The 20976-nt window shown below is 62.6% G+C and carries 20 protein-coding genes; 6 read left to right on the top strand and 14 right to left on the bottom strand.

All coding sequences use genetic code 11. The annotated features are described in order from the left end of the window. Positions 1-17 precede the first annotated feature (17 nt). On the top strand, positions 18-818 hold the full coding sequence (locus ACI3KW_RS14575) for a ParA family protein (RefSeq protein WP_404848670.1): 801 nt from the start codon (positions 18-20) through the stop codon (positions 816-818). 9 nt (positions 819-827) lie between these two features. Beyond that, positions 828-1703: a ParB/RepB/Spo0J family partition protein gene (locus ACI3KW_RS14570; protein ID WP_404848669.1), complete on the top strand. Its 876-nt coding sequence runs from the start codon at positions 828-830 to the stop codon at positions 1701-1703. A 52-nt stretch (positions 1704-1755) separates the two neighbouring features. On the opposite strand, the gene holA is transcribed toward ACI3KW_RS14570, so the two are convergent. The 3 genes from holA to leuS are packed head-to-tail and all read right to left on the bottom strand — an operon-like array spanning position 1756 to position 5880. Next, entirely contained in the window at positions 1756-2778 is a 1023-nt protein-coding gene (gene holA, locus ACI3KW_RS14565; RefSeq protein WP_404848668.1) for a DNA polymerase III subunit delta, read from the bottom strand. Next, positions 2778-3284: a hypothetical protein gene (locus ACI3KW_RS14560; RefSeq protein ID WP_404848667.1), complete on the bottom strand. Its 507-nt coding sequence runs from the start codon at positions 3282-3284 to the stop codon at positions 2778-2780. The genes holA and ACI3KW_RS14560 overlap by 1 nt, the downstream gene beginning before the upstream one ends. Further along, positions 3271-5880 carry a leucine--tRNA ligase gene (leuS, locus tag ACI3KW_RS14555; RefSeq protein WP_404848666.1) on the bottom strand — a complete coding sequence of 870 codons (2610 nt, stop codon included), beginning with the start codon at positions 5878-5880 and terminating at the stop codon, positions 3271-3273. Before leuS ends, ACI3KW_RS14560 begins: the two co-directional genes overlap by 14 nt. 131 nt (positions 5881-6011) lie before the next feature. On the opposite strand from leuS, the gene ACI3KW_RS14550 reads away from it, so the two are divergent. From ACI3KW_RS14550 to ACI3KW_RS14540, 3 genes are all read left to right on the top strand, one after another. Further along, positions 6012-6704 (top strand): YggS family pyridoxal phosphate-dependent enzyme, encoded by a 693-nt coding sequence (locus ACI3KW_RS14550; protein ID WP_404848665.1) that lies wholly within the window; start codon positions 6012-6014, stop codon positions 6702-6704. A gap of 159 nt (positions 6705-6863) precedes the next feature. Then, positions 6864-7547 (top strand): response regulator transcription factor, encoded by a 684-nt coding sequence (locus ACI3KW_RS14545; RefSeq protein ID WP_262170938.1) that lies wholly within the window; start codon positions 6864-6866, stop codon positions 7545-7547. Between the two features lie 95 nt (positions 7548-7642). Next, positions 7643-8101 (top strand): cyclic nucleotide-binding domain-containing protein, encoded by a 459-nt coding sequence (locus ACI3KW_RS14540; protein WP_404848664.1) that lies wholly within the window; start codon positions 7643-7645, stop codon positions 8099-8101. A gap of 42 nt (positions 8102-8143) precedes the next feature. On the opposite strand, the gene ACI3KW_RS14535 is transcribed toward ACI3KW_RS14540, so the two are convergent. From ACI3KW_RS14535 to rimM, 4 genes are all read right to left on the bottom strand, one after another. Next, positions 8144-8956 (bottom strand): exodeoxyribonuclease III, encoded by an 813-nt coding sequence (locus ACI3KW_RS14535; protein WP_404848663.1) that lies wholly within the window; start codon positions 8954-8956, stop codon positions 8144-8146. A 165-nt stretch (positions 8957-9121) separates the two neighbouring features. Next, positions 9122-9673: a 50S ribosomal protein L19 gene (gene rplS, locus ACI3KW_RS14530; protein WP_404848662.1), complete on the bottom strand. Its 552-nt coding sequence runs from the start codon at positions 9671-9673 to the stop codon at positions 9122-9124. A 197-nt stretch (positions 9674-9870) separates the two neighbouring features. Next, entirely contained in the window at positions 9871-10563 is a 693-nt protein-coding gene (gene trmD, locus ACI3KW_RS14525) for a tRNA (guanosine(37)-N1)-methyltransferase TrmD (RefSeq protein ID WP_404848661.1), read from the bottom strand. Continuing rightward, positions 10560-11096 carry a ribosome maturation factor RimM gene (gene rimM, locus ACI3KW_RS14520; RefSeq protein WP_404848660.1) on the bottom strand — a complete coding sequence of 179 codons (537 nt, stop codon included), beginning with the start codon at positions 11094-11096 and terminating at the stop codon, positions 10560-10562. Before rimM ends, trmD begins: the two co-directional genes overlap by 4 nt. 122 nt (positions 11097-11218) lie before the next feature. On the opposite strand from rimM, the gene ACI3KW_RS14515 reads away from it, so the two are divergent. Next, on the top strand, positions 11219-11599 hold the full coding sequence (locus ACI3KW_RS14515) for a hypothetical protein (RefSeq protein WP_404848659.1): 381 nt from the start codon (positions 11219-11221) through the stop codon (positions 11597-11599). Here ACI3KW_RS14515 and ACI3KW_RS14510 read toward each other — a convergent pair. From ACI3KW_RS14510 to htpX, 7 genes are all read right to left on the bottom strand, one after another. Beyond that, positions 11596-12024: a metallopeptidase family protein gene (locus tag ACI3KW_RS14510; protein ID WP_404848658.1), complete on the bottom strand. Its 429-nt coding sequence runs from the start codon at positions 12022-12024 to the stop codon at positions 11596-11598. The two genes, ACI3KW_RS14515 and ACI3KW_RS14510, sit on opposite strands and share 4 nt — an antisense overlap. Next, positions 12015-13421, bottom strand: a complete 1407-nt coding sequence (leuC, locus tag ACI3KW_RS14505) for a 3-isopropylmalate dehydratase large subunit (protein WP_404848657.1) — start codon at positions 13419-13421, stop codon at positions 12015-12017. Before leuC ends, ACI3KW_RS14510 begins: the two co-directional genes overlap by 10 nt. A 93-nt stretch (positions 13422-13514) precedes the next feature. Continuing rightward, on the bottom strand, positions 13515-14753 hold the full coding sequence (locus tag ACI3KW_RS14500; protein ID WP_404848656.1) for an ATP-grasp domain-containing protein: 1239 nt from the start codon (positions 14751-14753) through the stop codon (positions 13515-13517). A 467-nt stretch (positions 14754-15220) separates the two neighbouring features. After that, on the bottom strand, positions 15221-16807 hold the full coding sequence (gene purH / locus ACI3KW_RS14495; protein WP_404848655.1) for a bifunctional phosphoribosylaminoimidazolecarboxamide formyltransferase/IMP cyclohydrolase: 1587 nt from the start codon (positions 16805-16807) through the stop codon (positions 15221-15223). Positions 16808-16881: 74 nt separating this feature from the next. After that, on the bottom strand, positions 16882-18474 hold the full coding sequence (locus ACI3KW_RS14490; RefSeq protein WP_404848654.1) for a heparinase II/III family protein: 1593 nt from the start codon (positions 18472-18474) through the stop codon (positions 16882-16884). Between the two features lie 120 nt (positions 18475-18594). Beyond that, the gene (locus ACI3KW_RS14485) at positions 18595-19896 is read right to left on the bottom strand and encodes an RsmB/NOP family class I SAM-dependent RNA methyltransferase (RefSeq protein ID WP_404848653.1); all 1302 of its coding nucleotides are present in this window, start codon (positions 19894-19896) and stop codon (positions 18595-18597) included. 9 nt (positions 19897-19905) lie between these two features. Further along, on the bottom strand, positions 19906-20901 hold the full coding sequence (gene htpX / locus ACI3KW_RS14480) for a zinc metalloprotease HtpX (protein ID WP_113123357.1): 996 nt from the start codon (positions 20899-20901) through the stop codon (positions 19906-19908). Positions 20902-20976: the final 75 nt, after the last annotated feature.

Genomic DNA, 20976 nt, shown 5'->3' with positions numbered 1-20976 from the left:
CGACACTGGAGGCTGATTTGACGCCCCGAATTCTGACTCTGGCCAATCAGAAAGGCGGCGTGGGTAAAACCACGACGGCGATCAACCTGGCGACGGCCTTGGCGGCCATTGGCGAGCGGGTGCTGATCGTCGATCTCGATCCGCAAGGCAACGCCTCGACGGGGCTGGGGATTTCCCGCAATGACCGCGAAGTGTCCTCCTATGACTTGCTGGTAGGCGAGGCGACCGTCGCGCAATCGGCGATCATGACCAGCGTGCCCAATGTTGCCATCGTTCCCTCGACTATGGACTTGTTGGGCGTCGAGCTGACCATCGCCGGACAGGCTGATCGTGCTTTCAAATTGCGCAATGCTTTCAAACAATTGAGCGATCTGACGATCAATGATCGGCCGGTCAGCTATATTCTGATTGATTGTCCGCCGTCACTGAACCTGCTGACCATCAATTCGCTGGTGGCGGCCGATGCCGTGCTGGTGCCGCTGCAATGCGAGTTTTTTGCGCTGGAAGGCCTCAGCCAGCTGCTGCAGACCATTGAGCAGATTCGCTCGACGCTGAACCCGCGCCTGTCGATCCAGGGTGTGGTGATGACCATGTTCGACAAGCGCAATAATCTCTCCGAGCAGGTTTTGCAGGACGTGCGCAGCGAAATGGGCGATCTGGTCTATGACACGGTGATCCCGCGCAATGTGCGGCTGTCGGAGGCGCCGTCTTACGGCAAGCCGGCTTTGCTCTATGATTTGAAATGTGCCGGCAGCCAGGCCTATCTGCGGCTGGCGACCGAAGTGATCCGCCGTGAGCGGCAGCTCAACGCGGCATAGGAGCCCGATATGAACGAAAAACCGACACGACTGGGCCGCGGGCTGGCCGCGCTGATCGGCGATATGGCGACCATTGAGGGCGCCCGCGTCACCGAGAGCGGCGGCGTCAAGCGCCTGCCGGTTGAGATGATCATCGCCAATCGTTCCAATCCACGCCGCTCGTTCGACGCGGATCAGCTTGAAGAGCTGACCAATTCGATTCGCGAAAAGGGCGTTATGCAGCCCTTGCTGGTGCGGCCGAGCGAAGATCCTAATATTTTCGAGCTGATTGCCGGTGAGCGCCGCTGGCGCGCGTCGCAAAAGGCGGGCCTGCATGATGTGCCGGTCATTGTGCGCGATGTCGATGACAAGGAAGCGCTTGAGCTGGCCATTATCGAAAATGTGCAGCGCGCCGATCTCAATCCGCTCGAAGAGGCCATGGGCTATGGCCAGCTGATCGAGCAATTCGACTATACCCAGCAGGACCTGGCGCAGGTGATCGGCAAGAGCCGCTCGCATGTCGCCAATACATTGCGGCTGCTCAAGCTGCCCGAGGACGTGCGCGGCATGGTGGCCAGCGGCACGCTGACGGCGGGCCATGCGCGGACCTTGATCACAGCCGAAGATCCGGCCCAGCTGGCGCGGCAGATCGTTTCTGGCGGTCTTTCTGTGCGTGAGGCGGAAGCCTTGAGCCAGCAGCGTGATGTCGCGGGCAAGCGCAAGGCCACTGAGCCAAGTGCCAGCCGGGACGCCGATACTGTCGCGCTGGAACGCCGGCTGTCGGACGCGTTGGGGCTGTCGGTATCGCTGGCGCATAGCGAACGCGGCGGAAAGCTGGAGATCCGCTACAAAACGCTTGAGCAGCTCGATGGCATTTGTGCGCGGCTGACTGGTTACCCGAACTGATCGTGTAACCGCAACGTTTCACGTGAAACGTGCATGCTGATTCCTGACTTACTTAATGCGATGCGGCCATCATGCAGATGGCGAGCAGGGCGCGGCGCAAGCTGGTTTCAGCCAGAGCCGGGCGGCGGCGGCTGTCGGCGGTGGTCTGCAGGATGCGGTCGCTGGCGGTGGCAAGGGCACTGTCCGTCCAAAGCCGCAATTGCTGTTCCAGGGCCGAGGCGCGCGAAAAATGCGGCTTGGGGCGCAGCCCGTCCAGTACGGCGCGCGGCGTCTTGCCGGCATCGACTTCCACTCGCCAGCGCCGCAGATTGGCGAAGTGGATCGTGGTCATGGCTAGCAGGCGTTGGGGGTCGACGGCCGACGACAGGGCGCGGTTGAGCGCCAGTTCCAGCTTTTCAGCATGGCCGCCGCCAGTGGCGTCGAGAATGGCGTCGATCACCAAGGCGCCATTATCGGCGCAGAGCAGCAACACATCCTCGCGCGTCAGAACCTTGCTGCTGGCGGCATAGAGCGAGAGCTTTTCCAACTCGCGGCGGGTAATTTCGCGATCATTGCCCAGGATTTCACGCAAGGTGGCGATGACGTCGGCATCGACGCGAATACCTTGCTGGTTGAATGTCTCGCGAATCAGCGCCGTCAGTGTCTCGTCATTGTCGGGGTAGCAGGGCAGGGCGCGGCCGAGCTTGGCGGCCTCCACTAACGCCCGTAGGGCATCCTTGGGGGCGAGATTGCCGGCCTCGAGCACGATGGCGGCGCCGCCGGGATCGTCGCGTAACTCGGTCAACGTCATCACCAGGGACTTGGTGGCGCCGCGCACGCGCACGATACGCTTGCCACCAAAGAGCGAGATGGTCTTGGCCTCGACAGCCAGGATTGACGGCTCGGCATCCACTTCGCTGCCATCGAGCACGACCAGACTGGCGCTTTCGGGATCGTCTCCTGTGAGGGAGCGGATCAGCTTTTGCGCGGTTTCGCGCACCAGCCCGGTATCCGGCCCATAAGCGAGGAAAATGCCCTCGGTCAGGTCGGGGCGTGCCAGAAAGCGGGCAACCTCATGCGCCTTGAGCGCGCTCATCAGCGGCTCAGGGCTGCCAGCAGGCCGAGACGCAGCGATTCGGCAGCGGCCTTGGCGGCGCGTTCGGCGGCTTCGCGGGCAGCTTCTCGATCGGCCAGCACCTGATCGCTGCGGGTATAGCCGGCCGTGGCGAAGCGCGTCAGTTTGATCGGCGGTTTGCTGCTACCATCGCGATAGGTGATGGTGAGCGTTGCCGTTGCGGTGACTTCCACCGGTTTTTCGGGGTTGGCTGTCTGCGAGAGCATGGTATCGGCGGCGGAGGTGCTGACCGATACCTGCGCCAGTGGGGCATCAGGCGCCTCGGAATGGCCGAAGCGCAGCGAAAGCTCGTGGTAGACGACCTGTTCCAGCCGGCTATTGGGCTTGGCAAAAGCCAGGTTCAATAGCGGTTGGCTGGCCAGCGTGCCGCTCGAATAGACCGGCGCAAAGCTGCATGCGCCCAGCGCCGCTGACATGGCCAGGATACCGGCAAGAGCAATGGGGCGCAGGGCTTTAGACAACGACATTGACGATCCTGTCCGGCACAACGACGATTTTCTTGGGTGCCTTGCCATCCAGCATGCGGACAATCTCGTCCAGTGACAAGACGCGTTTTTCGACCTCAGCCGCGGGCAGGCCTTTGGGAACAACGATCTCGCCGCGGCGCTTGCCATTGAGCTGAATGGGCAAGGTCACTTCGTCGTCCACCAGCAAGGCCGGATCGACATTGGGCCAATGGGCGTCGGCAACCAGGCCCGGATTGCCCAACGCTTCCCAGCAGGTTTCGGCCAAATGCGGCATCATGGGCGCAATCAGCTGGATCAGGCGTTCTACGCCCTCTTCCAGCGCTGCCAGGCGGGCGGCGGGGGCCACGGCGACCAGGCCGGCCGAGCGGACCAGCGCATTGGTCAACTCGTAAATCTGGGCGACGGCCCGGTTGAAGCGCAGGCCCTCGATGTCGCCGCCGACATTGTGCACGGCGCGATGAACGGCTTTGCGCAGGGCCAGAGCTTCTTCATCATCAGGTGTGCGAACAATGCCGGAAGACTGTTTGGCAATCTCGACCGTTTCGCTGACCAAGCGCCAGATGCGTTGCTGGAAACGGCTAGCGCCTTCAACGCCGGCCTCGGTCCATTGCACATCGCGCTCCGGTGGGGAGTCCGAGAGCATGAACCAGCGCGCGGTATCGGCGCCGTAGGTGGCGACGATCTCGTCGGGATCGACCACGTTCTTCTTGGATTTGCTCATCTTTTCAACCGAGCCGATAGTGATCGGCTCGCCCGAAACCAGATGCTTGGCGGTGCGGGTTTCACCCACGGCTTCCAGCACGATCTCGGCCGGCGCCACCCACTCACCCTTGGGGGATTTGTAGGTCTCGTGGGTCACCATGCCCTGGGTGAACAGGCCCTTGAAGGGCTCGTCCAGATCGACATGGCCGGTCGCCTTCATGGCACGGGTGAAGAAGCGCGAATAGAGCAAGTGCAAAATCGCGTGCTCCACGCCACCGATATATTGGTCCACCGGCAGCCAGCGATTGGCAATCTCGGGGACAGTCGGGGTTTCGGCATGGGGGGCGGTGAAGCGAGCGAAATACCAGGAACTATCCACAAAGGTGTCCATGGTGTCGGTTTCGCGCCGCGCCGCGCCGCCGCATTGCGGGCAATGCACATGCTTCCAGGTCGGGTGATGGTCCAGGGCATTGCCGGGCTTGTCGAAGCTGACGTCTTCGGGCAGCACGACGGGCAGGTCCTTTTTCGGCACGGGTATGGTGCCGCAGACCTCGCAATGGATGATCGGAATTGGCGCGCCCCAGTAGCGCTGGCGCGACAGGCCCCAATCACGCAGGCGATATTGCGTTTGTGCCTTGCCCCAGCCCTTGGCTTCAAACAGCGCCAGGGTCTGGTCCATGGCTTCCTGGCACGTCAGTTCGGCGCCGCTTTCCCCAAACCAGTGCACATAGCGCACCTTCTGGGTCTTGAGCGGGGAGAAAGCCACGTCGCCGACGGCTTCGTCACTGTCGAGCGGCTTGAACACATCGATGACCGGCAGGCCATATTTGCGGGCAAAATCGAGGTCGCGCTGATCATGGGCGGGGCAGCCGATAATGGCGCCGGTGCCAAAATCCATCAGCACGAAATTGGCGATGTAAAGCGGCAGCTCCCAGCTCGGATCGGCCGGATGGGTTACCTTGATCCCGGTGTCAAAACCCAGCTTTTCGGCGGTTTCCAGTGCTGCGGTCGACGTGCCCGATTGCTGGCAGAGCTTGTTGAACGCGGCGATCTCCGCATTGTCCTCCGCCAGCGCCTTGGCCAGCGGGTGGTCGGCAGCGATGGCGGCAAAGGTGGGGCCAGCCATGGTGTCGGGGCGGGTGGTATAGACCGGCAGGGTCGCAAAGCCATGCGGCGCGCCCTTGACGCCAAAGTCAAAGGCCAGGCCCTGGCTCTTGCCGATCCAGTTGCGCTGCATGGTGCGCACTTTTTCGGGCCATTCGGTCAGCCCGTCCAGCCCGGTCAGCAATTCCTCGGCAAAGTCGGAAATCTTGAAGAACCACTGGGTCAGCTCGCGCTGTTCCACCACGGCGCCCGAGCGCCAGCCGCGCCCATCGATGACCTGTTCGTTGGCCAGCACGGTCATGTCGACCGGGTCCCAATTAACCTTGGAATTCTTGCGCGTGATCAGGCCTGCCGCCAGCATGTCGATGAACATCGATTGCTGGTGCTGGTAATATTCGGGCTCGCAGGTGGCGATTTCGCGCGTCCAGTCGATGGACAGGCCCATGGATTTGAGTTGGGCTTTCATCGAGGCGATGTTCTGGCGGGTCCAGGTGCCCGGGTTCATTTTGCGCTCGATGGCGGCGTTCTCGGCCGGCAGGCCGAAGGCGTCCCAGCCCATGGGGTGCAGCACATTGCGCCCCTTGGCGCGCCAATAGCGGGCGACCACATCGCCCATGGCGTAATTCCGCACATGGCCCATATGGATGCGGCCAGAGGGGTAGGGGAACATCTCGAGGACGTAATAGGGCTCGCGCGGATCGTCGTTATTGGTCACGAAGCTCTTGGCATCGTCCCAGACCTGCTGCCAGCGGGGCTCTGCTTCGCGCGGATTGTAGCGTTCGACGCTCACGATTTCGTCCTCGAATATGTTGGAATCGCAAGCGGCGAAAAACTGGCGCGCAGCTTGCGTTGTAAGGGGATTTTGGCTACCGGACCATCAACAGAAAACCCCCTCAAGGTCAACAGGAACAGGGCAAAAGCATGGACGACAACGATATCCTTGCCGCCCGGAGCCTGGGCGAGATCCACGAGCGCATGGCGGCCGCGCAAAAGCGCTTCGGCCCGCCCGCCGATCATGTCGAGCTGGTGGCCGTGTCCAAGACCTTTGCGGCCGAGGCTGTCTTGCCTTTTCTCAAGGCTGGGCAGCGCGTGTTTGGGGAAAATCGCGTGCAGGAGGCCAAGGATAAATGGCCCGCCTTGCGCGAGGCCTATCCCGATGTGCAGCTACACCTGATCGGGCCGCTGCAGACCAATAAGGCGCGCGAAGCGGTGGCTTTGTTCGATGTCATCGAAACGCTCGATCGGGAAAAGCTGGCCATTGTGCTGGCCGAGGAAATGGCGCGCGCCGGCAAGCGCTTGCCGTGCTTCGTGCAGGTTAATATCGGTGGCGAAGAGCAGAAGAGCGGTATTGCACCCGCTGAGACGGCGGCATTCATCGCCCGTTGCCGCGCCGAGCATGGGCTCGATATTGTCGGGCTGATGTGCATTCCGCCCGATGGCGTGCCGCCCGGACCCTATTTCGCGCATCTGGCTGGATTGGCAGAGATCTGTGGTGTGGCGGGGCTCTCCATGGGCATGAGCGGGGATTTCGAGCTTGGCATTGCCATGGGGGCTACCCATATCCGGGTAGGGTCGGCGCTGTTCGGCTACCGGCCCAAGGCAGACCCGCGCTGAACCGTGGACGAGCAAGTGTAAATCGCGGAGATCGCTGCAACTTTTAACGCTCTCGCATCGTTCCTGACTGTCGTAACGCCGATGTGATTGGTTGGACAAAAACCGGTCGCAATAGTGTGACCCTTGATCGGGCAAAGCGCCAAAAACCCGGAGAAAACAATGAACAAGCGACGCATTCTGCTGGTGGACGATGATACCGATCTGCGGCAGACCCTGGTCGAGCAGCTCGAAACGCACAACGAGTTCGACATTCTCCAGGCCGGCACCGCCAATGACGCGCTCAAGGCCACCCGCGAAAACAATATCGATCTGATGATCCTCGATGTCGGCCTGCCCGACATGGATGGGCGCGACGCCGTCAAGGTGTTGCGCACCGAAGGCTATAAAAGCCCCATCCTGATGCTGACCGGTCACGATAGTGATGCCGACCAGATCCAAGGCCTTGAATCGGGCGCCAATGACTATCTGACCAAGCCCTTCCGCTTTCCGGTGCTGCTGGCGCGAATCAATGCGGCGCTGCGCCAGCATGACCAGAGCGAGGACGTGGTCTTCACCATCGGACCCTATAGCTTCCAGCCTTCGGCCAAGCTGCTCGAAGCCAATGATGGCGGCAAGGTGCGGTTGACCGACAAGGAAACCTCGATCCTCAAGTTCCTCTATCGCCAAGGCCCAAAGACCATCACACGCGACGTGCTGCTCAAGGAAGTCTGGGGCTATAATAACCGGGTCACCACGCATACGCTGGAAACTCATATCTATCGCCTGCGCCAGAAGATCGAGCGTGACCCCTCCAATGCGCGCCTGCTGGTCACTGAAGAGGGTGGCTATCGCCTGGTTCCGTAACGCGGAAATCGGGTACAAATCGGCACAAAATGCCTTATAGGATGAAGACTGTCCGCGCCTTGGGTGCGGACGGTGTGCATCTGGACTTGGGGCTTATGATCAGGGACGACGCGGCCGAGGCGCTGGCCAGGGCCGAATTTTTCGATATCTGCGACGACGAGCAAAGGCGCATGCTGGCCTTTGCCGGCGACACACGTCGTTTCGAGGCCGATGCCGTGCTGTACAAGGCCGGCGACGTGCCTCTGGGTGCGTTCGTGCTGATTTCGGGAACCTTGCGCGCCAAGCCGGAGGGTCCGGCGTCCGGCAAGCCCTATGCCATGTCCGAGCCGGGCAGCGTGGTATCCGCCATGGCGCTGATCCTGGCCAAGCCGCGGCCGATCACCATCACCGCCGTTACCGAATGCCAGACCCTGTTCGTGCCGCGCCAGGCTTTCCTCAAGCTGGTGCAGCAATCGCCCGATCTGGCGCAACGCGCCGTCGAACGCGTGCAGCGCGACCTAGGCAATTACCTGGGCGCGCTCGAGCCCGTCCGCGCCCGCATGAAGGGCGAATAGGTTCTTTGCCCGGCTGTTTCACGTGAATCCAGTTGTTGAGGCCTAAACCCCGGCAAACCGCACGATGACCGGTACGTGGTCGCTCGGCTTGTCGGCCCAGCCGCGGTACGGCTTGGCGATCTCGGCGGCGATGCAATGCTCGGCAATGTCGGCGGTGGCCCAGATATGGTCGAGGCGGCGGCCCTTATTGGCGTTTTCCCAATCGGCGCTGCGATAGCTCCACCAGGAATAAAGCTTCTGGTCGAACGGCACATGCTTGCGCACGAGGTCAGTCCAGCCATGACCGCCATTGAGAATGGCGTTGAGCGCTTCGGTCTCGATTGGGGTGTGGCTCACCACCTTGAGCAGTTGCTTGTGGCTCCACACATCGTTTTCATGTGGGGCGATGTTGAAATCGCCGGCAATCAGATGGCCGCGCTGGAATTCCGGCTCGGAAAACCAGCTGGTCAATTCGCTGAGGAAACCCAGCTTGTGCTTGAATTTGGGATTGATTTCGGGGTCCGGTTCATCGCCGCCGGCGGGGATGTAGAAATTATGCACGGTCAGCGGCCCGCGGCCCAGATCGAGCACCGCCGAGACATGGCGTGATTCGGGGATTTCGCAGAACACGCGGCTTGAAATGTCGGTCAGCGGGAATTTCGAAATGATGGCGACGCCGTGATAGCCCTTCTGGCCGTGTACCGCCTGATGCGGATAGCCAGCTTCGGTAAAGGCATTGGTCGGGAACTGGTCATTGGTGCATTTGATTTCCTGCAGCATCAGCACGTCGGGCTGATATTGGCTGATGAAATCGAGCACCATGGGCAGGCGCAGGCGAACCGAATTGATGTTCCAGGTGACGACGGCGACGGTCATTGATTGGCCCCTTGAGCAGAGGGCATTCTTATCGCGGAGGGGGCCGCCAAGGACAAGCCGGAAACGGCAGTGAGGTGATGACTGCTGACATCGGGCGTCAGTACAACAACAAAAAACCCGGCCTTGCGACCGGGTTCTTCAAAAATCAGCGTAGGGCCGAAGAGCTTATTCGCTCTTGGCTTCGCCTTCAGCGGCTGCAGCCTGCTCGGCAGCGGCGGCCGCTGCTGCGGCTTCCGCGTCCTTGGCGGCCTGTTCAGCGGCAAAAGCCTCTGCAGCGGCAATCTTTTCGGCTTCACGAGCCTCGCGCGCGGCCTGGGCGGCGGTGCGTTCGCTGGCTTCGATCTTCTTGGTGCGCGAATTGGTCGATTCGAAAATACGAGCCGATTTACCGCGACGATCGCGCAGATAGTACAGCTTGGCGCGACGCACCTTACCGCGCTTGAGCACTTCGACCGAAGCGATATTGGGCGAATAGAGCGGGAACACGCGTTCCACGCCTTCGCCATAGGAAATCTTGCGCACGGTGAAGCTGGAAGTGATGCCACCGCCGGTGACGGCGATCACGACGCCTTCATAGGCCTGCAGGCGTTCCTTGTTGCCTTCCTTGATCTTCACCCACACCTTGATGGTATCGCCATGGGTAAATTCGGGAAGCTCGCGCTTGGCGGAGAGGGCGGCGACCTGCTCGGCCTCGATCTGTTCGATGATATTGGACATGTCTTGATCCGTTCTGATCTTTTCAATGGAGCGATTGCTCGGAACCTTTTGGGAAAATTCCGATCGCCCGGTCTTGGTTGGTAACGGAGGTTTTTCGTCTTTTTATTCGCACGTCATCGGGTCCGATCAGCCCAATGTCGCAGTCGTGGCGCGGCTATAGGGCAAAAACGCCCCAGAGTCTAGGGTTTCGGACAGTTTTATGACTTGTCCGGACCCAGCAGGTCGGGCCGCCGCTGCCGGGTGAGGGCCAGGCTTTGCTCGGCCCGCCATTTGGCGATTTTGCCGTGATCGCCCGAGGTCAGCACCGCCGGAATATCGATACCCTCGAATTGCTGCGGCCGTGTGTATTGCGGATATTCGAGCTGCCCGTCCTCAAAGCTCTCATCGGCATGGCTTTCGGCCTTGCCCAAGACGCCGGGGATGAGCCGCACCACGGCTTCCAGCAGCACCATGGCGGCAACTTCGCCCCCGGCCAGCACATAGTCGCCAATCGAGATTTCCTCGAGCCCACGAGCGTCGATGACGCGCTGGTCGATACCCTCGAAGCGCCCGCAGATGATCACGGCGCCAGGGCCGAGCGCCAATTGCCGCGCCTTTTGCTGGGTGAGCGGCGTGCCGCGTGGCGACATCAGAATGCGGGGGCGGGAGTCGCCGGCAGGGGAGACCGCGTCAATGGCGCTGGCCAGGATATCGGGCTTGAGCACCATGCCCGCGCCGCCGCCGGAGGGGGTGTCGTCTACGGTGCGGTGCTTGTCAGTGGCAAAATCACGCAATTGGGTGGCGTTGAGCGACCACAGCCCGTCCGCCAGCCCACGGCCGAGCACGGAGGCGCCCAGCGGGCCGGGAAACAGCTCGGGAAACAGCGTGATGATATCAGCGGAAAAACTCAATCGGGTTCTTCCTCGCCCTCTTCGGCATCGAGCGGCACGACAATGGTCAGATAGCCCTCGGCGAGGTGGATATCGGGCACCACGGCCTTGGTGAAGGGGTACAAATAGGTATCGCCCGATTGGGGATCGCGAATTTCGATCAAATCGCCAGCGCCGAAATTGGGCAGTGCCGAAACCTTGCCCAGCACCACGCCATTATCGAGCCGCGCTTCAAGCCCCAGCAGGTCGGCATGATAGAAGTCGTCCTCGTCCTCGGGCTCGGGCAGGCGGGCGCGATCGACGAAGAGCGACACGCCGTTCAGCGCCTCGGCCGCGGTGCGATCGGCAATGCCCTTGATGTTGGCGATGATCACATTCTTCTGCACGCGCAGTTTAGTGATGGTGATGATCAGGCCCGGCCGGTCAGTCTCCAGCGGCCCGTAATCGCCAATGGCGGCGGGGTCCTGGGTGAAGGGGGTGATGCGCACTTGCCCCTTGATGCCATGGGCGGCGCCGATCTGGCCCATCAGGATGGTCTTGTTGGTGTCGGTCATTGCGGCTCCCGGCTTTGCTGTGCCGTTCCTAGCAGGCGGCGACACGAATGGGAATTCTTCGAGACGGCGGAACCGTGTGGCAGCGCTGGTGATTGTGGAGGCAGCAACACAGGAGCGCTGTAATGGCCAGGACTTTGACTTCCCATGGTGAGATCCGGCAATGGGCCGAAGCGCGTGGCGGCAATCCCATGCTGATGGAAACGCCCGACGGCACCGGTAGCCGGACGCTGCTGCAACTGACCTTTGGCCAGCACGCCATCAATACCGATGGCAATGAGGGCCCGGACCGGATCGGTGGCTTTCAGCTGGTGAGCTGGGACGATTGGTTCGCCGCGCTCGACGCGGCCAAGCTGACGCTGCGGGTGTCGGACGATCTGGCCGGGGGGAATGAGGCGGAGTTCGAATTCGTGCCGCGTGAGGGCGGCGACAACACTTCTGAAGCTGGAAAGAAGCCTGCTGCAATCAGCATCCAGTCGCCCAATAAGGACGACCGAGCGTCCTAGTCGCTCTCCGCGGCCGCCTCGATGGCTTCCATATCCTCGTCGGAAAAGCCGAAATGGTGGCCCAGTTCGTGGATCAGCACATGGGTGACGACTTCGCCCAGCGTATTGTCGTCGTTTTCGGCCCAATAATCGAGAATGGCGCGGCGGTAGAGGAAGACCGTGTTGGGCAATTGCCCGGTCTGGGGCATGGCGCCGTCCTCGGTCATCCCGATGCCGGTGAACAGCCCCATCAATTCGAAGGGGCTCTCCATGCCAAAGCCTTCGAGCACATCATCCTCGGCAAATTCGGCCACTGCGCAGGTGACGTCAGCCGCCAGCGAGCGGAACGGCTCCGGCAGCGCCTTGAGGGCCGCCGTCGCCAGGGCTTCGATATCGTCGAGGGTGGGCGCGAACCGCGCCCCCCAATCAGCCGAGCTTACTGCCACTCGCGGATGTCGACGAAGTGGCCGGCAATTGCCGCCGCTGCGGCCATGGCCGGAGACACCAGATGCGTGCGACCCTTGAAGCCCTGGCGGCCTTCAAAATTGCGGTTGGAAGTCGAGGCGCAGCGTTCCTGCGGCTTGAGCTTGTCCGGGTTCATGGCCAGGCACATCGAGCAACCGGGCTCGCGCCATTCAAAGCCGGCATTGAGGAAGATCGTGTGCAGCCCCTCGGCCTCGGCCTGGTCCTTTACCAGGCCCGAGCCCGGAACGACCATGGCGTCGACACCGGCGGCAACCTTGCGGTCGCCGATGACGGCTGCGGCAGCCCGCAGGTCTTCGATACGGCCATTGGTGCAGGAGCCGATAAACACGCGCTCGATGGTGATGTCGGTGATCGGCGTGCCGGGTTTCAGACCCATATAGTCGAGCGCCCGCCACTTGGAAGCGCGCTTGTTCTCGTCCTCGATGTCATCGGGGTTTGGCACCGCGCCGGTCACCGAGATCACGTCTTCGGGCGAGGAGCCCCAGGACACGATCGGCGGCAGCTTGGCGGCGTCGAGAATAACGACCTTGTCATAGACCGCGCCTTCGTCGGTATAGAGGGTCTTCCAATAGTCGAGCGCCATGTCCCAGGCCTTGCCGGTCGGCGCGCGATTGCGGCCCTTCACATAGTTGAAGGTGGTTTCGTCGGGCGCGATCAGGCCGGCGCGGGCACCGCCTTCAATGGTCATGTTGCAGACCGTCATGCGGCCTTCCATGGACAGCGAGCGGATGGCTTCGCCGGCAAATTCGATGACGTGGCCATTGCCACCGGCCGTGCCGATCTCGCCGATGATGGCGAGGATAATGTCCTTGGCGGTGACGTGGGGCGGCAATTGCCCATCCACGCGCACCAGCATGTTCTTGGCCTTTTGCTGGATCAGCGTTTGCGTGGCCAGCACATGCTCGACTTCGGAGGTGCCGATACCATGCGCCAGGGCGCCGAAGGCGCCATGGGTCGAGGTATGGCTGTCGCCGCACACAATGGTCATGCCGGGCAGGGTAAAGCCCTGCTCGGGGCCAACGATGTGCACGATGCCCTGCCGCTTGTCGAAGGGGTCGAAATATTCGATGCCGAAATCCTTGGTATTCTCGGCCAGGGCAGCGATCTGGATCGCGCTTTCCGGGTCCGGATTGGGCAAGGAACGGTCGGTGGTGGGCACGTTGTGATCGACCACGGCCAGGGTGCGCTCGGGGTGGCGCACCTTGCGGTTGTTCATGCGCAGCCCTTCAAAGGCCTGGGGACTCGTGACTTCATGCACGAGGTGGCGGTCGATATAGAGCAGCGAGGTCCCGTCCTCGTTGTTCTGCACCAGATGGTCGTCCCAGATCTTGTCGTAAAGCGTGCGCGCCTTGGTCATTGTTCAGGTTCCGGCAGGAATGCGAAGTTTGGAGCCGTTCTAAGCCGGGACGGGGCAGGGGTCAAGCATAACCGTACCCTCGGGTACGGCTGGCTATTCCGAAATCGTGCTTGCTGCGGTGCTGGCGGCCGGCGTCAGGGCGCCAGCCGGTTTGATCCGGCGTTGCAGCAAGCGCCAGGCGGTCAGCGGCAACTCGATCAGGCCGGGCTTGGGATCACGCCAGGCAAAGGTGGCGAGGGTGCGGGTGCGGCCGATCGAGCGCAGGTAATCACCCAGGCGCAGCTTGCCCTGGGCCAGCAATTGCAGGCTGACAATGCTATCGCGCAGCATGAACATCCAGCCGACACCCGGGCGTGCCACGGGCGGGTCGACGGTCTCGCCGGCGCTGAGCGCAATCAGCAGGGCGCCAAAATCCATGCCCGCCGCCTGGGCCAGGCCGAACCAGGACCACGGCCGCGGATTGACGTCGAGCAGCTTGAGCTCGCCAGTGCGGGGATCGCGCTTGAACTCGATTTCACACAGGCCGTGATGGCCGATGGAGGCGAGGAATGCTTCGCCTTTGGCGATGACATCGGCCTGCTCGACGGTTTCGACAAAGGTCGAGGTATAGCTGAACTCAACCGGAAACTGCCGGGTCCGCTGCGCGGCAAAGCTGGCGCGCGGCGTGCCGTTCCACCACAGGCCAGCATAGGAGAACTGGGTCTCGCCACCACCAGGAATATATTCCTGCACGACGATGTGGTCCTTGCCCTGCTGCAATTGCGCAGCCTGGGTGAAGAGGTCGATGAACTCGGCCGCATTGTCGGCCCGCCAGGCCTTGGCCTGGGTGAAGCGATTGACCGCGATGCGCATGGTGGGCTTGAGCACGACCGGGAATTCGATGCTGGCGGCGGTTGCAGCCAGATCGTCGCCCACCACATAAATGCGCGGCACGGCAATGCCCAATTCCGCGGCGCGTTGATAGGTCAGCGCCTTGTTGCAGGCCCATTGCAACTGCGCCCAATCGGGTAATGTGACCACCAGCAGGCTCGAGAGCCGCTCGCGCTGCTGGGCGGCGAACTTGACGTCCTCGTCAGCGGCCGGGATGAGCAGGTAGTTTTCAAGACTGTGCTTGTGCACCAGCGCTTCAAGCGCCTCGATGGCACCCGGGCTTTCGGCGCCCGGCCATTCGGCCCAGTGATGCACGGCATTGGAAAACCGGGGCAGCGGGGTGAAATTGGTGACGAACCAGACGTCGAGCCCTTGCCCGGCAAGGCTGCGTGCCAGCGCGATGGCGCCGTGCGACCCGCCCAGGATAATGGCGCCCTTGGGGCGGGGGGATGGGATCGACATGCTCATGGTTCGTTTTTCACCAGATGTGTCTCGTCGGCGGCGCCGTCCTGTCCCCCCGAACGGGACCGAGCCGCAAAATATCAAAGATCGTGGGGTCGAGCCCCGTTTTGAACGCGTACCGCCAGCACAATAGACTGTAAGTCAGCACACGGCTAAGTGAACTTACTATGGCCACGCCAATAACACCAAAACTAGGCAGGACGGCAATTTGGGCCAGGATACTCGCCAGAGTGGTTAATCTGGAAAGGCCCGCACCGCGCCTTTCCCAGCCGGCTCCTATGCCGCTCGCCAGCGAGCGGGCCAAACCCGTTCGCAGCAGCGACCCCAAAGCGTCCCTTTGCCTCAGCATGCGTGCCCCTAACACATTGGCCGTTGGCAGAAACCGGTACGGCCAATGTGACAGGTCTATCTCAAGAAGCTCTTACCGGTCCCGTTACAATTCGGTAACGCAGCAATAGGCAGGCCGATCAGTGCCGGAAATGGCGCATCCCGGTCATCACCATGGCGATCCCGGCCGCGTCGGCGGCGGCGATCACTTCATCATCGCGCATCGAGCCACCGGGCTGGATCACGGCGGTGGCGCCAGCGGCGACCAGCGCCTCAAGCCCATCGGCAAAGGGGAAGAAGGCATCCGAGGCGACGACGGAGCCTTGCGACAATGCTCCCTCAATGCCAGCCGCCTTGGCCGCGTCGATCGATTTGCGATGGCCGGTCAGTGCTGAATCGACCCGGCTCATCTGCCCGGCGCCGATGCCGACCGTGGCGCCATCTTTGACATAAACGATGGCATTGGACTTGACGTGCTTGGCCACCTTGGCAGCCAGGCGCAGGTCGGCCATTTCCGCTGCGCTCGGAGCCTTTTTGGTCACCACTTTGATATCGCAATCATCGACATTGCGATTGTCGCGCGACTGGACCAAGAGGCCTCCCGCAACGGATTTGACCATTAGGCCATCGGCCTTGGGATCGGCCAGCCCGCCGGTCAGCAGCAGGCGCAGGTTCTTCTTGGCGGCGATGATGGCCTGGGCTTCTGGCGTGGCCGAGGGGGCGACAATCACTTCGGTGAAGACCTTGACGATCTCTTCGGCGGTCGCCGCGTCGATCTCGCGATTGGTGGCGACAATGCCGCCAAAGGCGCTGACCGGGTCGGTGCGCAGCGCATTCTTATAGGCGGTCACCAGATCGCCGGCGACGGCCACGCCGCAGGGATTGGCATGCTTGATGATGGCGACGGCCGCGCCCTGGGCCGGATCGAATTCGCTGACCAGCTCGAAGGCGGCATCGGTATCGTTGATATTGTTGTAGCTGAGCGTCTTGCCCTGTACCTGGGTGGCGGTCGCGACGCCCGGGCGGCTGTCGCCATTGGCGTAAAAACCGGCCCATTGATGCGGGTTTTCGCCATAGCGCATGACTTCGCGCAGCGTGCCGGCAAAGCTGCGATAGGGGATTTCGGGATAGTCGATCGCCTGGGCGAACCAGCTCGAAATGGCGCTGTCATAGGCGGCGGTGCGGGCATAGGCCTTGGCAGCCAGCTTCTGGCGCAGCTCGAACGGTACGCCGCCCGTGGTCCTGATGGCCTCGAGAATGGCCGGATAGTCGGTGGGATCGACGACGACCGTCACATAGGCATGGTTCTTGGCGGCAGAGCGCACCATGGCCGGGCCGCCAATATCGATATTTTCGATGATCTCGTCATAGGAGGCGCCCGAAGCGACGGTCTTTTCGAAGGGGTAGAGATTGACCGCAACCAGGTCGATGGCGCCGATGTCATGCTCGGCCATGGAGGCGGCATGGTCCGCCTTGTCGCGCACCGCCAGCAGCCCGCCATGCACTTTGGGATGCAGCGTCTTGACGCGGCCATCCATCATTTCGGGAAAGCCCGTCAGGTCAGAAATCTCGCGCACCTTAAGGCCGGCATCGCTGATGAGCTTATGCGTGCCCCCGGTCGAGACCAGTTCCACGCCCGCCTCGCTCAGGCCTCGCGCAAAATCGGCCATGCCGGATTTGTCGAATACCGAAAGCAGTGCGCGCCCGACCTTGACCGTCTTGCTCATCAAAAATGTCCCGCAGAGAGAATGGAAATTCTGCGCGCTCGCTAGCACGAAGCGGCGGCAATGGGAACCATGCACTATTGTTCGAGCGTAAAGATCCAGGCGATCTCGCGGTCGGCGGCCGCTTCGGTCTCCAGCACCAGCTGGCGCGTCTTGTGAAACCCGAGATAGGAGGATTGGCGCACGCTTTCCTCCTCATGGAAATCGGCGCCTTCCCACAAAAAGCTCCAGACCGCGCCATTGGGCAGCACCAACCGCACCAGGCCCTCGCCGGACACCCGCCGCACCATGACCTTGGGCGCCAGATGGAAGCGCACCGAGAGCAGGCCCGATGGCGTGCCATTGGCGATCATGCGGTCCTGCCCCACCAGGGTGGTGCCTTCGGCGAGCAGGGTCAGCCGGCGTTCGAGGTCAACGCCGTAGCGCCTGGCATAGCCGGTGGTGCCCAGCGTCAGCAGATGATCGGCCGTATCGAGCGTGATGATCGGCGGCGTCCGCTCGGCGTCCTCGGCATCGATGGACGGGGCCGAATGCGCCACGGTCTGGCGGAACAGCGCCTGGCTGTCCGGTAGATCCGCCGGGGCGGGGCCGCAGGAGCCCAAGATCAGTTCATTGCCATGGGAGAATTCGAAGGCCAATGCGCTGGCATGGGCTTCGGCATCGAACCCCTTGGGCGGCACGCGGCCGGAATCGGCGATGACCACTGCTTCGCCATTGCGCAGAATGCCATAGCCGCCCAACAGCATGGAACGCCGCTTGCGCAGCGGCGACAGCGCCTGCACGGCGATCAGCACATCATGGGGTAATTGTCCGGCGCCATTGAAATAGACGGGCTCGCCGCTCGACAGCGTCAGTGCGTCGAGGCTTTCATGCATGCGGTCGATCTGGGCACCCAGCTCGTTGCTTTCCTCGGTCTTGTAGCTGCCGGCGGCGCGACGGACGCTGGCCAGCTCCACCAATAGCTGCAATTGCAGCTTGGGATTGCGTGACAGATGCAGCCCGTCGGCGTCCAACTGGCTGGCCAGGATGGTATTGAGCTTGGCAATGCGCGCCGGCACGTCGGTCTTGTCGTCCTGGTCACAGATTTCGGCGCCGAGCAGGGCAATGGCGGCATAAAGCGCTTCAATAGGGTCGCTGGTCAGCGGCGCCCGTACTTTGAGACTCTGGATCTGGGTCCCCAGCACGCGCTGGATGGTCTTGGCCTGTTCGGGATTGGCCCCGTCGAGCAACAGCGGCAAATGCCGCAGCCAATTGAGTATGCGTTGGGCACAGAGCGCAGGAGCCCAGGTATCGCGTTCGAACTGGGCTTCGCGGCTGATCCAGTCGAGCACCAGCATGCGGGCAAATTTGCGCTCGCCGGGGTCACGCACATCGCGGAAATGACGCAGCCAGGAAAAACCATGCAGGTTGAGCCACCAATCCTGGTGCTCGGCCTCAAGCCCGAAGGGCGAGGCGCCCCCGGTTTCCACTAGCTTCGAGGCCAAAAGGTAGCGGCCGCTCATCATGTCGCGCACGGCTTCGCGGTCGGAGGGACGAAATTCGGGCAATTCGCCGGCAAAGGCGTCGTCGGCCAGGCCCCGCCAGGTCCAGCGCAAGACAGGCAGGGTCACGACGGTGTCGGCCAGGCCGAGAAACAGCCGGCGCAACGCGAATCGAATCTGTCCGGACATCAAACTGCGCCCGCGCGCCGCGCGCCCGGGATCAGTCTCTTGCTAGTCAAAAACCTCAACGACCCAAATCCTTTGCGGTGCAACGTCCCCCGATCGTTGCCATTCGCCCCCGTGCCGATTCTAGCGCCGGCGGCGGAAGCGCGCCACGAAGAATCCGTCCATGCCCCCAGCCAATCCGCTCGGGCTCATGCCCGGATGGGTGCGCACCAGCCCTTTGGGCGTTACCGCCTGCTCGAGACCGGGCAGATCGGCGGCCGAAACCGGGAACAATTCGAGTCCCGGCAGCGAATCAAGCGCCCAATCGACCTGCTCCTCGCCCTCGGCCGGCTCGAGCGAGCAGACGCAATAGAGCAGCACGCCATCCACATCGAGGCAGCGGAAGGCATTGGTCAGCAAAGCCCGCTGCAGCCGTACGCGGCCGGCAACGTCACCCACCGAGCGATGCCAGATCACTTCCGGGTGGCGGCGGAACGTGCCGGTGGCCGAACAGGGCGCGTCGAGCAACACGCCCGAATAGAGCGAAGCGGGTGCGAACGTGCCGGCATCCCCGACAATGGTTTCGGCGGTGTAGTCGAGCCGGGCCAGATTGCCCCGCAGGCGTTCCATGCGGGTCGCGTCGCTATCGAGCGCGGTCACGGCATAGCCGGCCTTGATCAATTGGGCGGTCTTGCCGCCCGGCGCAGCGCAGAGATCGAGCACACGAGCGCCCGGTTGCAGCGCCAGGAGGCGCGCGGGGATGGCGGAAGCCGCATCCTGCACCCACCATTGGCCCTCGGCATAGCCGGGCAGGGCCTCGACGGGGCGGTCGCGCTGTTCGATGCGGACGGTATCGGCCAGGGCGACCTGCGCGCCCAAAGTGTCGATCAGGTCGGGATCATTGCTCTTGAGCGTCAGGTCGAGCGGGGCGCCGGCGAGCAGGGCATCGGAAAAGCCGTCAATGGCCGCTTCGCCATAGGCGTCCAGCCAGGTGTCGCCAAAGGTATCGGGGATCAGCAGGTCGTCGCTCAGCATGCCGAATTTGGCCGAATTGGCCTGGGCGCTGCGCAAGACCGCATTCATCAGGCCCGACAGATGCCGCGCCTTGGGATCGCGCTTGGTGGCTTCCACAGCCAGGAACAGCGCGCTATGCGCCCCCAGATCGGGCAAAAACACCAATTGGGCCAGCGACAGGCGCAGAATGGCTTCGAAGGTGCCGGACTTGGCGGGCATGCCCTTGTCGAGCACGGCATGGAGAATGAAATTGAGTTGGCCCTGGCGGCGCAGGGCCGTGGTGATCAGCCGGTTGGCCAGCGCGCGATCACGCCCGTCGGCCAGGTCAGCCGCATTGAGGGGGACAAAATTGTCGCCCGCCAGAACGGCTTTGAGCCGCTGGGCGGCAACGAGACGGAGCTTGAGCCCCGCCGGTTCGGATTTTGGTGCCACGCTTACGAATTATCCCCAGGGACCGCTTTGTCCGCCACCCTCGCCGGACCTTCCGGTGGGGGGCACGCGCCAGCCGCTCGTGCTGTTGCCACTCGTGCCGCGAGACGGCGATGCCGATGGCGAACGGGGCTGAGGCGCTGCGCCCTTATCGTTCACCTGCATCTCCGCTGCAAGCTTCTGCAAGGCCGCGATGCGATTGGCGGTGTCGGGGTGCGTGGAAAAGAGGTTATCCATGCGCTGCCCCGACAGGGGATTGATGATGTACATATGGGCCATGGCGGGGTTCCGCTCGGCCGCGACATTGACGGTCCGATGGGCCGCGCCCGCGATCTTTTGCAGCGCCGAGGCCAGTGCCAGCGGGTCCGCCGAAATCTCGGCGCCGTGCTTATCGGCCTCATATTCACGCGTGCGGCTCACCGCCATCTGCACCACCATGGCGGCCAGCGGGGCGAGGAACACCATCAGCAATGCGCCAATGCCGCCCAGCGGATTGTCGCGATTATTGCCGCCGCCAAAGAACAGGCCGAACTGGGCGAGCGCCGAGATCGCACCGGCAAAGGTCGCCGTAATGGTCATGGTCAGCGTGTCGCGATTGCGGATATGGGCCAATTCATGCGCCACGACGCCCGCCACTTCGCGCGTTTCCAGCGTGCGCAGCAGGCCGGTCGAGACCGCGACCGCCGCATTTTGCGGATTGCGGCCGGTGGCAAAGGCATTGGGCTGGTCGGACTGGATGACATAGACCGCCGGAGTGGGAATGCCGGCTCGCCGCGAGAGCGTATCGACCATGTCGTAAAGCTCGGGCACCTGGCTGCGCTCGACCGGGACGGCGTTCTGCATGCGCAGCACCATCTTGTCGGAGTTCCAGTAGCTGAACAGGTTGGTCCCCGCCGCAAACAGCAGGGCGATCATCATGCCCCCCGTGCCGCCGATGAAATAGCCCACCACCATGAACAGCGCCGTAAGGGCCGCGATCAGGACGGAGGTGCGAAACATGTTGAACATCGGAGCCTCTTGGGGTTCGTCTTTCCTGCAACTATGTTGTGACGGCGACGGTTTCATGCAAGGCGCATGACCATA

It is taken from the genome of Devosia sp. ZW T5_3 (assembly GCF_044987315.1).
In the GTDB taxonomy this organism is placed as follows: domain Bacteria; phylum Pseudomonadota; class Alphaproteobacteria; order Rhizobiales; family Devosiaceae; genus Devosia.
Note: the sequence above shows the minus strand (reverse complement) of the source record. Positions and strands in the feature narration are given on the sequence as shown.